The 12231-nt window shown below is 72.3% G+C and carries 13 protein-coding genes; 5 read left to right on the top strand and 8 right to left on the bottom strand.

The window, feature by feature from the left end:
- Positions 1–45 precede the first annotated feature (45 nt).
- Positions 46–1017 carry a zinc-binding dehydrogenase gene (locus AB0M27_RS04745; RefSeq protein WP_365718196.1) on the bottom strand — a complete coding sequence of 324 codons (972 nt, stop codon included), beginning with the start codon at positions 1015–1017 and terminating at the stop codon, positions 46–48.
- A 48-nt stretch (positions 1018–1065) separates the two neighbouring features.
- Complete coding sequence (locus AB0M27_RS04740) at positions 1066–2226, bottom strand: NAD(P)-binding protein (RefSeq protein WP_365718195.1); 1161 nt, start codon at positions 2224–2226, stop codon at positions 1066–1068.
- Positions 2227–2388: 162 nt separating this feature from the next.
- Here AB0M27_RS04740 and AB0M27_RS04735 point away from each other — a divergent pair, with 162 nt between their 5' ends.
- Positions 2389–3078, top strand: a complete 690-nt coding sequence (locus AB0M27_RS04735) for a pentapeptide repeat-containing protein (RefSeq protein ID WP_365717909.1) — start codon at positions 2389–2391, stop codon at positions 3076–3078.
- A gap of 3 nt (positions 3079–3081) precedes the next feature.
- Here the strand turns inward: AB0M27_RS04735 and AB0M27_RS04730 are convergent, their stop codons facing one another.
- Positions 3082–3582, bottom strand: a complete 501-nt coding sequence (locus tag AB0M27_RS04730) for a hypothetical protein (RefSeq protein WP_356303744.1) — start codon at positions 3580–3582, stop codon at positions 3082–3084.
- Positions 3583–3659: 77 nt separating this feature from the next.
- Between AB0M27_RS04730 and AB0M27_RS04725 the strand changes: the two genes are divergently transcribed.
- Positions 3660–5051 carry a M1 family metallopeptidase gene (locus AB0M27_RS04725; protein ID WP_365717907.1) on the top strand — a complete coding sequence of 464 codons (1392 nt, stop codon included), beginning with the start codon at positions 3660–3662 and terminating at the stop codon, positions 5049–5051.
- Between the two features lie 9 nt (positions 5052–5060).
- Here AB0M27_RS04725 and AB0M27_RS04720 read toward each other — a convergent pair whose 3' ends face one another.
- The 3 genes from AB0M27_RS04720 to AB0M27_RS04710 all read right to left on the bottom strand — a co-directional run bounded on the left by AB0M27_RS04720 (position 5061) and on the right by AB0M27_RS04710 (position 7408).
- The gene (locus AB0M27_RS04720) at positions 5061–5528 is read right to left on the bottom strand and encodes a hypothetical protein (protein ID WP_365718193.1); all 468 of its coding nucleotides are present in this window, start codon (positions 5526–5528) and stop codon (positions 5061–5063) included.
- Between the two features lie 15 nt (positions 5529–5543).
- On the bottom strand, positions 5544–6536 hold the full coding sequence (locus AB0M27_RS04715) for a bifunctional GNAT family N-acetyltransferase/NUDIX hydrolase (RefSeq protein WP_365717905.1): 993 nt from the start codon (positions 6534–6536) through the stop codon (positions 5544–5546).
- 296 nt (positions 6537–6832) lie between these two features.
- Positions 6833–7408, bottom strand: coding sequence for a TerD family protein (locus AB0M27_RS04710; RefSeq protein ID WP_031170907.1), 576 nt, complete (start codon positions 7406–7408; stop codon positions 6833–6835).
- Positions 7409–7578: 170 nt separating this feature from the next.
- Between AB0M27_RS04710 and arfB the strand changes: the two genes are divergently transcribed.
- Both arfB and AB0M27_RS04700 read left to right on the top strand, forming a co-directional pair.
- Positions 7579–8016: an alternative ribosome rescue aminoacyl-tRNA hydrolase ArfB gene (gene arfB / locus AB0M27_RS04705; protein ID WP_365717903.1), complete on the top strand. Its 438-nt coding sequence runs from the start codon at positions 7579–7581 to the stop codon at positions 8014–8016.
- Between the two features lie 146 nt (positions 8017–8162).
- Positions 8163–9023 carry a sigma-70 family RNA polymerase sigma factor gene (locus AB0M27_RS04700; RefSeq protein ID WP_365717901.1) on the top strand — a complete coding sequence of 287 codons (861 nt, stop codon included), beginning with the start codon at positions 8163–8165 and terminating at the stop codon, positions 9021–9023.
- Between the two features lie 15 nt (positions 9024–9038).
- On the opposite strand, the gene AB0M27_RS04695 is transcribed toward AB0M27_RS04700, so the two are convergent.
- Both AB0M27_RS04695 and AB0M27_RS04690 read right to left on the bottom strand, forming a co-directional pair.
- On the bottom strand, positions 9039–9500 hold the full coding sequence (locus tag AB0M27_RS04695) for a GNAT family N-acetyltransferase (protein WP_365717899.1): 462 nt from the start codon (positions 9498–9500) through the stop codon (positions 9039–9041).
- A 49-nt stretch (positions 9501–9549) separates the two neighbouring features.
- A complete protein-coding gene (locus tag AB0M27_RS04690) occupies positions 9550–10122 on the bottom strand; it encodes a flavin reductase family protein (RefSeq protein WP_365717897.1) in 573 nt (190 codons plus the stop codon).
- Positions 10123–10458: 336 nt separating this feature from the next.
- Here AB0M27_RS04690 and cdgB point away from each other — a divergent pair, with 336 nt between their 5' ends.
- Positions 10459–12114 (top strand): diguanylate cyclase CdgB, encoded by a 1656-nt coding sequence (cdgB, locus tag AB0M27_RS04685; protein ID WP_365717894.1) that lies wholly within the window; start codon positions 10459–10461, stop codon positions 12112–12114.
- The last annotated feature ends 117 nt before the right edge of the window (positions 12115–12231 follow it).

Genomic DNA, 12231 nt, shown 5'->3' with positions numbered 1-12231 from the left:
TCGGGGCTTTCGCCGTGGTTTTCGTCGTGGCTTTCGTCGGGCGTTTCATGGCTCCAGTACCACCTTTCCGATCGTGCCGCGGTTCTCGAGTGCGCGGTGCGCCGCGGGCGCCTTCGCGAGGGGGAAGCGGGTGACGGCGGGGCGCAGCCGGCCGTGGGCGGCTTCGGCGAGCGCGCGCAGTTCGAGCGCGCGCAGGCCGCCCGCCTTGCGGAGCATTTCGGGGCCGAGCACGGACTGGGAGACGCCCTCGACGAGGTGACCCGTGCCCTCCCCGATGCCTTCCGCCGACCAGCCGAAGACCAGGTGCCGCCCGCCGGGTCCGAGCAGGGCGACGGCCTGCCGGCCCGCCTCGCCGCCGACGCCGTCGTAGACGATCGAGGCCTGCCTGGCTCCGAGGCCGGCCCGGACCTTCGCGGGCCAGGCGGTGTCGGCGTAGTCGACGGCGAGGTCGGCGCCGTTCGCCCGGACCCGGGCCGTCTTCTCCGGGCCGCCCGCGAGTCCGATCACGGTGGCGCCGGCGTTCTTGGCGTACTGCACGAGCAGGGTGCCGATGCCTCCGGCGGCGGCGGGTACGACCACCACGTCGTCCGGTCCCGGCTCGGCGAACTGCACGATCCCGAGCGCCGTACGCCCCGTGCCGATCATGGCGACGGCAGCGGCGAAGTCCAGGTTCCGCGGGATCTCGTGCACGCGGTCGATGTCGGTGACGGCGAGTTCGGCGTACCCTCCGGGCGCGAGGCCGAGGTGGGCCACGACCCGCCTGCCGAGCCACAGCCCGTCGGCGCCGTCGCCGAGCGCGTCCACGACCCCGGCGACCTCGCGGCCGGGCACGGTCGGCAGGGCGGGCCGTTCGGGCAGCGGGCCCCGGTGCCCGGCGCGCAGGGCGGCGTCGAGCAGGTGCACCCCGGCCGCGGCGACCGCGATCCGCACCTGACCCGGGCCGGGGACCGGGTCCGGGGCCTGTTCGTAGCGGAGGTTCTCGGCGGGACCGAAGGCGTACAGGCGGACGGCGTGCATGGTGACCCCCCAGGAGGACGGCTGTCTCATCGGCCCCACGCTCCGACCTCAAGCGCGCTTGAGGTCAAGGACGGGCCGGCCGAGGATCAGGGACACCGCGGTGACCGCGCTGTTGAAGGACACCTCCGACAGCACACCCGGCGCCGCCACCTGGTCGCCGACGAGATAGACCCCGTCGCCGCGGTCCACGGCGGGCCGGTCCCGCCAGCTGCTCCCCGGCGGGTCCACGGCCCCGGTACGGCCGTCCGCCACCGCCTCCCGGCGCCAGGTCAGCCGCTCCCGCCAGCCCGGGAAGCCCAGATCGAGCAGCTCCTCGGCGCGGGCGAGACCGTCGGCACGGGACTCGCCCGGCCCGATCGGGAACTGCCCCTGGATCAGCTGCTCCCCGGCCGGGGCGAGGGACGCATCCGGTGCCGTGCACCGCTCCAGCCAGCCGGTCGCGTCGAGGTCCGAGAGGACGAACGGGTCACCCCGCCGGGTGCGGACGGCGAGGTCGAGCAGGACGGTACGGCCGCTCGGCCAGGTCAGCGAGTCGTCGCCGAGCAGCCGACGGGCGGCGGCCAGCGAGGTGGCGACGACCACGGGGCTGTCGGTGGGCAGGGCGTCGACGCGGGACAGCGTCTCGATCCGCACGCCCAGCTTCCAGGCCCGGGTGGCCATCCGGTCGATCAGGGAGGCCCAGCCGCCGACCGGATAGTGAGCCTCCGGCGGCAGCTTGGTGGCCCGGCGCAGCCGTTCCTGCACGAACGCGGCGGACAGCGCGCCGGGGTCGTGGTGGAACAGGGCGACGGCCGCGTAGTGCGCGGCGGCGCGGGCGCCCTCCTCGCCGGCGACACCGGCCGCCCAGCTCAGGAAGTCGGTGTCGACGGGCGCCTGCCGGATGCCGGGGCGCAGCAGCTTCAGCATGCCGAAGGGCGGGGTGCGGCGCAGCGCGCCGTGGTGCCGCAGCCGCAGCCGGGCCGCTTCCAGGGCCGGGATCGGGGCGAGCGGTCCGATCAGGTTCCGCTGCCGGAGCCAGGTCCAGTGCGGGCCGCCGTTGTAGAGGGCGTGCGGGCCCTCGTTGGTGCGGTACGGCCCCTCGGCGGTGCGGGCCCGGCCGCCCAGGGTGTGATGGGCCTCGTACACGGTGACCGTGGCGCCGGCCTCGGCGGCGGTGATCGCGGCGGTGAGTCCGGCGAAGCCGCCGCCGACGACGGTGATGCGGTGCATGGGGCGGTGCATGAGGTGGGCCCTCCCTCGGATCGGTACAACTGGTCCGTGCGTACGGCTGTCGGTCCGTAACTAGGACTGATTGACGGGGCCGGAATGTGACATCGCCGGGGTTTACGCAGGTCAGGGGGGATTGTCAGTGGTGGGGTGCAGCATGGGGGCATGGCGAGGAGAGCGACGGGCGGCCGTGCGGCGGGCCGGGCAGGGGTGCAGGGCGCGCGAAGGCCGGAGCTGCGGCTGCCGCCCCTTCGGCCGTGGCCGGCGGGGGAGTTGGAGCCGGACGGGGACTACGACGGGCTGGACTTCCAGGACGCCGACCTGACCGGCCAGGACGGCGTGGGCGCCCGGTTCATGGACTGCGCGCTGACCGGCTGCCTGATGGACGGTACGGCGCTGGGCCGGGCCAGAGTGCTGGACTCGGTACTGACCGGGCCGCGCGGGGTGGGCACGCATCTCGCCGAGTCCACGTTCCGTGACGTCGAGCTGATCGACGCCCGGCTGGGCGGCACGCAACTGCACGGCGCCGTCCTGGAACGGGTCGTGGTCTGCGGCGGCAAGATCGACTACCTCAACATGCGGGAGGCCCGCCTGAAGGACGTCGTCTTCGAGTCCTGCGTCCTGGTCGAGCCGGACTTCGCGGGCGCGACCCTGGAGCGGGTGGAGTTCGTCGACTGCGCACTGAGAGAGGCCGACTTCGGCAGCGCGACCCTGAAGGACGTGGACCTGCGCGGGGCGGCGCCGCTGGAGATCGTGCGGGGGTTGGACCGGCTGTCGGGGGCGGTCATCAACAAGGGGCAACTGCTGGATCTGGCACCGCTGTTGGCGGCGGAGTTGGGGATCCGGGTGGAGTAGGCCCTACGGCACGCGTGGAAAGCGGGCCTGGAGCGTCCAGATGGCCGGGTTCTCCGAGAGGTCCTCATGGAGGTCGGTCAGATCGGCGATCAGGTCGTGCAGGAAGTCACGGGCCTCGCGGCGCAGTTCGGCGTGGGAGAAGGACAGCGGGGACTCCTCGGCCGGCACCCAGTCGGCGGTGATGTCCACCCAGCCGAAGCGGCGCTCGAACAGCATCCGGTCGGTGGACTCGGTGAAGTCCAGCTCCGCCCGCTGCGGCCGGGCGGCGCGGGAGCCCATCGGATCCCGGTCCAGCCGCTCCACGATGTCGCACAGCGCCCACGCGAAGTCCAGCACCGGTACCCATCCCCAGGCTGTGGACAGCTCCCGGTCCGTCTTCGTGTCCGCGAGATACACGTCACCGCAGAACAGGTCGTGCCGCAGCGCGCGCACGTCCGCGCGGCGGTAGTCGGTCTGCGGGGGATCCGGGAACCGGTTGGAGAGGGCGTAGCCGATGTCGAGCACGGGAGAGATGGTGTCACGCCTCGGCAGCGGCCCAAGACACTCGGATCACTCGAACCCCGGCACTTAAGATCACTGACATGTCCAGATCCGTACGCCTTGTGCCGGCCGCCGCGGCCCTGCTCGCCCTCGCCCTGACCGGCACCGCGTGCGACGCCGGTGTGCACGGCACCCCCGGCGGTTCCGGCGTACGCGACCCCTACTTCCCGAAGGCCGGCAACGGCGGCTACGACGTCGAGCACTACGCCCTCACCCTCGCCTACACCCCCGCCACCCGCCATCTCACCGGTACCGCGGTCATCACCGCCCGCGCCACCCAGGGCCTGTCCGCCTTCGACCTCGACCTCGCCGGGCTGCACGTCGACTCGGTCACCGTCGAGGGCAGACAGGCCCGCTTCAACCGGGCCGGCCAGGAACTCACCGTCCGCCCGCACGACGACCTGAGCAACGGCGAGACCTTCCGCACCACCGTCCGCTACTCGGGCACCCCGCAGACCCTCACCGACCCCGACGGCTCGAAGGAGGGCTGGCTGCCCACCGCCGACGGCGCCCTGGCCCTCGGCGAACCCGTCGGCTCCATGGCCTGGTTCCCCGGCAACAACCACCCCTCCGACAAGGCCACCTACGACCTCACCGTCACCGTCCCCAAGGGCCTGCAGGCCGTCTCCAACGGCGAGTTGGCGGACCAGTACACCAAGGGCGGCCGTACGACGTACCACTGGCACACCGCCCAGCCCATGGCGAGCTACCTCGCCACCGTCGCCGTCGGCCACTTCGACCTCACCCGCGGCACCGGTCCGCACGGACTGCCGATCCTCACGGCCGTCGACCCCACCCAGGCGAAGGCGAGCGAGAAGGTGCTGGCACAGCTCCCCGAGATCATCGAGTGGGAGGAGACCAACTTCGGACCGTACCCCTTCTCCTCCACCGGCGCGATCGTCGACCGCCCCGACGACGCCGGCTACGCCCTGGAGACCCAGAACCGGCCCGTCTTCCCCGGCGCCCCGGACACCGGCACCCTCGTGCACGAGCTCGCCCACCAGTGGTACGGCGACTCGGTCACCCCGAAGTCCTGGCGGGACATGTGGCTCAACGAGGGCTTCGCCACCTACGCGGAGTGGCTCTACCAGGAGGACCACGGCGGCGACAGCGTGCAGAAGCACTTCATGGACCTGTACCACGGCGGCGACGAGGCCATCTGGGCGTACCCGCCCGCGAAACCGTCGAGCGCCGCCCACATCTCCGACAGCCCCGTCTACGAGCGCGGCGCGATGGTCCTGCAGAAGATCCGGCAGACGGTCGGCGACGACACGTTCTACGACATCATCCAGGGCTGGGCCGCCGCCCACCGCCACGGCAGCGCGAGCACCGCCGACTTCACCGCGTACGTGGAGAAGAAGGCCCCGCACAAGGACTTCACCGAGATCTGGAAGGACTGGCTGTACGGCGACGGCAAGCCGGCCCGTCCGTGACGGGCGCGGCTACCGGGCCCCCCGCTCCAGTGCCGCCCGCATCGCCGCCCGGGCCGCCCACACCGCGTGCGCGTGCCTCAGCCGGTGCTCCTGGAACTCCGGTGTGTCCAGCGCCGGATCACCTGCGGCGAACACCTCCAGCAGCTCCCGCAGGGAGGCGTACACGTCCTCGACGACGTCCGCCATCTCCTTTGGGGCGCAGATCAGCAGGTTCTCCCGGACCTCGTCGCAGCCCGAGTCGCGGAACGCCTCCCGCACGGCCGCGTCCCGCCGGTCGGCGGACCCGTCCCGGTGGACGGTGGCGGCCGTGTGCATGGCCTCGTAGGCCAGCCGGTACTTGGTCAGGCAGGTGACATACAGCTCCCGGCGTTCGCGTCGGTCCCGTTCACCGGTCTCGCGCCGCCACCGCACCCGGTCGGCGAGCAGCGTCGAGCCGACCCCGACGACGGCGCCGAGTCCGGTCCCGGCCAGTGTCATCCACTCCACGCCGGGTCAGTCCTCCCACACCTCCAGCAGTCCCGAGAGCCCCGGCGGCCACACCGGCTCGGGTGCCTCGGCCAGCTCCCGCCGCGTCCACCAGCGCCAGGCGAGGATGCCGTCGGCGGCGTGCGCGGCGGCGAGTTGGGGGCCGGCCGGGTCCCGGCGCGGGCCACGGGTGACATGGACGTGCTCGTGCTGGCGGACGGGGATGCCGATGGGGGTCCCCCCGCTCGAGCGAGGCCGAGAGTGGCGGAGGGTGAAGTCGTGTTCCCAGGTGCACAGCAGCGGGCCCGGCTCCAGGTCGGTCCAGCCGGTCTCCTCGGCCAGCTCCCGCAGGGCGCCCTCGCGCGGGGACTCGCCGGGCTCCAGGCCACCGCCGGGCAGCGCCCAGTGGACGCCGACCTCGATGTTGTCGTACCGGAAGAGAAGCACCGCGCCGTCCGGCGCCACCACGGCGATCCGGGCCGCCTTTCTCGGTGTGCGCGACTGCTCGCCGAGCACCTTGCGCAGCACCGCGCAGGGGCGGCCGAGGGCACGGTCGGGGCGGTGGTCGATCAGCTCGTAGCCGAGGGCGGTCCAGAAGGCCAGGGCCTTGGGGTTGTTGGCGAGGACGGCGAGCCGCACGGCACTGCGGCGGCCCTGTGCGCGGAAACGGTCCGCGACGAGTTCCGCGACGGCCCGGCCGTAACCCTTCCCCTGCTCGGCCGCGTCCACCATCAGCAGCCCTATCCACGGATCCGGGTCGGCGGGGTCGGGGTGATGGGCGAGCGTGCCCGCGAGCCCGACGAGCCGTCCCTCCTCCGTCCGGGCGAGCAGCACCTCGGCGCCCGGCACGGCCAGGTCCTCGGCGAGCGCGGCCGCGACCTGCTCGGGACGTACGTCGTCCGGGTCGGGGAAGTCGCCGCTGAGCCGGTGGAACTCGCGGTTGGACGCGTAGAGCGCGGTGAGCTCTGCCAGCAGCGGCGGCGGCAAGTCCCGGCCGGGGGAGAGAGGTTCGAGGATCACAGCGGCAAGCTATCCCCGAGGAGTCGCAGCCCACCCCGGTTTTTTGCCACCGGGAAGACGGAAGCCCCGGGGTCCTGGGCGTCCGGAGGGCTCGCATCGGTGCGGGAGCCGCCGACCGGGACGGTCGGGCAGCCTCCGGCAGCTGGTCCACCGCGGCCGGAGGCTGCCGCTCACCACAACCGGAGGCTCGGCGACCGAAGGCCTCTGCCCGCCGCTGCGCCGCGTTCTTCCCGGCTCGGGCCCGGCACCGCCGCCCCCGGATGGCGGCCGAAGCTCAGCGCAGCGCCCGGCGTCCGTCAGACGTTCACACCGAAGTCCTGGGCGATGCCGACCAGGCCCGAGGCGTAACCCTGTCCCACCGCGCGGAACTTCCACTCCGCGCCGTTGCGGTACAGCTCGCCGAAGACCATGGCCGTCTCGGTGGCGGCGTCCTCGGAGAGGTCGTAGCGGGCGATCTCGGCGCCACCGGCCTGGTTGACGATGCGGATGTAGGCGTTGCGGACCTGGCCGAAGTTCTGGCCGCGGTTCTCGGCGTCGTAGATGGAGACCGGGAAGACGATCTTGTCGATGTCGGCCGGGAGCGCGGCCAGGTTGACGTTGATCGCCTCGTCGTCGCCGGCGCCCTCGCCCGTGCGGTTGTCGCCGGTGTGGACGATCGAGTTGTCCGGGGTCTGCTTGTTGTTGAAGAAGACGAAGTGAGCGTCCGAGTAGACCTTGCCCTGGCCGTTGACCGCGATGGCGGAGGCGTCCAGGTCGAAGTCCGTGCCGGTGGTGGTGCGGACGTCCCAGCCGAGGCCCACGGTGACGGCGGTCAGGCCCGGAGCCTCCTTGGTGAGCGAGACGTTGCCACCCTTGGACAGGCTTACAGCCATGTTGGGAGTCCCTTCCCTTGGATATGTGTGGTGCAGTGCCCTTGAAGCTACCGTCACCGGGAAGAACGTCGAGGGGGTCCCGGTGGTTCCGGATCCCCTTTACCTTTTTTACCGAGTGGGAGATCCGGGCCCGGAAATCCAGGTGACGTGGACCGGGCACGGCCGGGAACATGGAGGGCATGTCCGGTCCTTACGTCATTCGCGGCTCCGTATCCCTTCCCGAGGCCGAGCTGATGTGGCGTTTCTCCAGGTCGTCCGGGCCCGGCGGACAGCACGTCAACACCAGTGACTCGCAGGTGGAGCTGCGCTTCGACCTCGCCCGCACCGAGGCGCTGCCCGCGGTCTGGAAGGAGCGGGCGCTGCAGCGGCTCGCGGGCCGGCTCGTCGACGGCGTGGTGACCGTACGGGCGTCCGAGCACCGCTCCCAGTGGCGCAACCGCGAGACCGCCGCCGTACGCCTGGCCTCCCTTCTCGCGGAGGCGAGCGCGCCCCCGCCCAAGCCGCGCAGGCCGACCCGGATCCCGCGCGGCATCAATGAACGCCGGCTGCGGGAGAAGAAGCAGCGCTCGGACACGAAGCGCGGCCGCTCGGGCCGGGACTGGGCGTGAGCCCGGCGGGCGCAGGGCCGCGCCCGTCACCCGTACGGCCCGCCGTCGCGCCCGTGAGCCGTCACATCCGTGGCCTGCCGTTCGTCAGTGAGTCAGCGGGTCAGTGAGGTAGCGGACCACCAGGCGACGGAGAGGCCGGGCACCCGATGAGCGACAACGAGCGGCAGCACCGCGACGACCAGTTCCTCGCCGAGCGGTTCGAGGCGTACCGGGGGCATCTGCGGGCCGTCGCCTACCGGATGCTGGGCTCGGCCGCGGAGGCCGAGGACGCGGTGCAGGAGGCGTGGTTCCGGCTGAGCCGGACCGACACGCGTGCGGTGGACAACCTCGGGGGCTGGCTGACGACCGTCGTCGGCCGGGTCTGCCTCGACATGCTCCGCTCCCGCCGCTCACGCGGGGAGGAGCCGCTGGACACCTGGCGTCCCGGAGCCTCCGCCGAGCCGGACCCGGCACAGGACGCCGTGCTCGCGGACTCGGTCGGGGTAGCGCTCCTGGTCGTCCTCGACACGCTCTCGCCGGCCGAGCGGCTGGCGTTCGTGCTGCACGATCTGTTCGGGGTGCCGTTCGAGGAGGTCGGCGGGATCCTCGGGCGGAGCCCGGCCGCCGCGCGGCAACTGGCCAGCCGGGCCCGGCGCCGGGTGCGCGGCGCGGAGGCTCCGGAGTCCGACCTGGTACGGCAGCGGGAGGTGGTCGACGCCTTCCTGGCGGCCGCGCGGGAGGGGGACTTCGACGGCTTGCTGGAGGTGCTCGACCCGGACGTGGTGGCGCGCGGCGAGGGTGGTGTGACCGCCGGTGCGGTGGGGGTCGCCTCCGGTGCGAAGAGCTTCGCCCGTCTGGCACGCGTGGCGCGTCCCGCGCTGGTCGACGGGGCGACGGGGCTGGTCGTGTACGCCGAGGGTCGCGTGGAGCGTGTCCTGACGTTCGCCTTCGCCGCCGACCGCATCACGACCATCGACATCCTGACGAACCCGGAGGACCTGTCGGAGCTGGGCATCGAGCCGGTGTAGCCGAGCCGCCGGGCGTCACCAGAGGTCCAGCACCCCCACCGTCTGTCCCCCGCTCGTCTCCCCGTTCTTGCGGAAACCCAGGCGGAGGTAGAAGTCCTCGGGGCCGTCCGGGCCGGGGTGCCAGGTGACGTACAGCTCCTTGCCGCCGCGGCGGCGGATCTCGGCGGCGACCGAGTCGACGGCGAAGTGGCCGTAGCCCCGGCCCTGTTCCTCCGCCGCGATGTTCAGCCGCCACAGCCCGGAGCGGTGCACGCTGCCGTCTCCGTGCCAGTCGATGTCGAAGAAGGCCATCAGGAAGCCGACCGGGCGGTCGCCGTCGACGATCAGGCGGGGCCAGGCGACGCCGGCGGGGTGGACGTACGCCTCGGCGAGGGACTTCACCACGGGCTCGACCGCGTGCTCCTGGTCGCGGCGGATGCGGATGCCGATCGCGGTCTCGAAGTTCCGGGGGGTGATCTCTTCCAGGTGCAGGGTCATCCGGGCACGCTAAGCGTGTCGGCCGCCGCCGGGCCACGCATTATCGGGGTCACCCCAACTGCCGGTAACGGCCCCGGAAATACAGCAGCGGACCGCCCTCCGCGCTCGGGACGCGCGCGGTCAGGACGCAGCCGATGACGAGGGTGTGGTCACCGGCCGTCACCCGCTGCTCGGTGCGGCACTCCAGCGTGGCCAGCGCGCCGCCCACCAGCGGGGCGCCGGTGGCCTCGCCGCGGAAGTAGGGGATGTCCTCGAAGAGCAGCCGGTCGCTGATGCGGCCCCTCATGGCGAAGCGGCCCGCGATGTGCCGCTGGCTCTCGGTGAGGACCGACACCGCCCACAGGGGCTGTTCGTCCAGCAGGTCGTCCATGCGGGCGCCCGTGCGCAGGCTGACCAGGACCAGCGGCGGGTCGAGGGAGACGGACATGAAGGCGGTGGCGGTCATGCCGACGTCCTCCATGCCCGGCGCGTCCGGGTCGTCGGGGTCCAGCGGCGGCTCCTGCGCGGTCACCAGGACCACTCCGGCGGCCAGCCGGGACATCGCGGCCCGGAACTCGTCGTTGCTCACCCCCTCAGCATGCCCGGAAGCGGCGGGGGCGGTGGGTGAGGGAGTCTTCAGCACGCCCGAAACGCTAGTCTCCGCCCCGCACGGGCCGCATCGGGCCTCCGCCCGAGCCGGGTCCTAGGACCAACGGAGGACCCGTTGTGTGCATCATGTGAACAGACCCCAAAAGATTGCGTTCAGTAAACGCACGCGGAAAACGCGGAAACTCCACTCAATTGTTCATGTTCGCCTGTGACTTGAGTCACAAGGGGCAGGAATTGTTGACCCTGTGTACCGAGTGGGCAGCGCGCTGTGATTCAGTGGCGGGGAAACTGAAACGCACCGTAAGAGGCACCCTTAAGAAGCGCCGAAGACAACCCTTGATTCGCTGCGAGGTCTCGGGGGAGGGCGAGCATGGAGACCGAGTCGGAGCCGTACGTCCGTCTTGCGTCCCTGCGGCAGCTGCACCAGGTCATGGCCGACATGAACACGGCACGCAGCCTGGCGGACACGCTGCAGACGGTCGCCGACGGCGCCGTGACCGCCCTCGGGTACGAGATGGCGTGCGTGAACCTCGTGCGCCCCGACGGCGATCTCGTCGTCGCCGCGTTCGCCGGGAACTCCGCCGCCGAGGCCCTGATCACCGGCCGGGTCGGCTCCCGCGAGTCCTGGGACCGGCGGCTGAACATGGGCGAGCGCTGGGGCGACCTGGTCTTCATACCGCACACCGAGGGCTGGGTGCTGGACGACGACGACGTACCCCAGTGGTTCACGGACGGGCCCGCGCCGCGCTTCGAGGACGAGTGGCACCCATCCGACCGCCTCTTCGCCCCCATGTACACGCCGGGCGTCTCGGGCGGCTCCTGCGGCGAGCTGCTCGGGGTCATCTCCGTCGACCGGCCGCGCAACGGCCGCCACCCCGGCGCCTGGGGCCGCGAGGCCCTGCAGATGTACGCCTTCCAGGCCGCCATCGCGATCAGCAACGCCCGGCTGCGCGCCAACATGCAGCGCGCCCTGGTCCGCCTGGAGCGCGAGCAGCAGGCGCTGCGGGCGAGTGAGGAAAGCTTCAGGCAGGCCTTCGAGTACGCCCCCTCCGGCATGGCCATCGCCGAGATGGGCGGCGACCAGCACGGCCGAATCCTGCGCACCAACGACGCCCTGTGCCGCCTGCTGGGCCGCCCGGCCTCCGCGATGCGCCGCTACTCCTTCTCCGACCTCGTCCACCCCGAGGACATCGGCACGCTGCTGCGGACCTCGGCGGAGGGCGGCCGTGCGGAGCTGCGCCTCGGCCGTCGCGACGGCACCTACGTCTGGGTGAGCCTGCGCAACAGCGTCGTCGCCGACGCCGCCGACGGCCCCCGTTTCCTCCTGACCCACGTCGAGGACATAGAGGAACGCAAGCGCCGCGAGCTGCAGCTCGCCCACCGCGCCTCCCACGACTCGCTCACCGGCCTGCCGAACTCCGCCGAGCTGCGTTCGCGCCTCGCGGCCCGGCTGTGCCGGCGCCCGGCCCACACCGGCGATCTGGAGTCGCTGGACGCGGCCTACGGCCACCCCGCCTTCGACGCCCCCGCGAGCCACGGCTTCGACTTCCGGCCGGGCGCGGAGGCGTACGACACCTTCGACCACCACGTCCACACCGTCGCCCCCGAGGACGACCGCGACGACAGCACCAAGGGCCTCGCGGTGCTCTTCTGCGACCTCGACGGATTCAAGTCGATCAACGACCGCTTCGGGCACAACGCGGGCGACGCGGTCCTCATCGAGGTGGCCCGGCGCCTGTCCCGCGGGGTCCGGGACGGCGACACGGTCGCCCGCCTCGGCGGCGACGAGTTCGTGATCCTCGCCGACGGCCTCGGCCGGGCCGACGCCCAGGACCTCGCCGTACGGCTGCGCAACGAGATCATCCAGCCGATCCGGGCCGAGGGCCGGGCCGTCCGGGTGGGCGCGAGCTTCGGCATCGGGTGGGCACACTGCGGCATGACTGCGGACGAAGTGTTGAAGTCCGCTGACGAGCGGATGTACGTAGAGAAACGATCTCGTCCCAAACAGCACCGACGCGCCGGATGATCCCCAGGTCAGCGAGTTGATGCGGTGCGAGTCACCCGTTTGGTTCAGCCAGACCGGGTAGGCTCGCCTTTCCAGACCTGTATCGCATCCACCCGCACCCGCTGAGGAGACCAAGGG

It is taken from the genome of Streptomyces sp. NPDC052107 (assembly GCF_040680215.1).
GTDB lineage: Bacteria > Actinomycetota > Actinomycetes > Streptomycetales > Streptomycetaceae > Streptomyces.
Note: the sequence above shows the minus strand (reverse complement) of the source record. Positions and strands in the feature narration are given on the sequence as shown.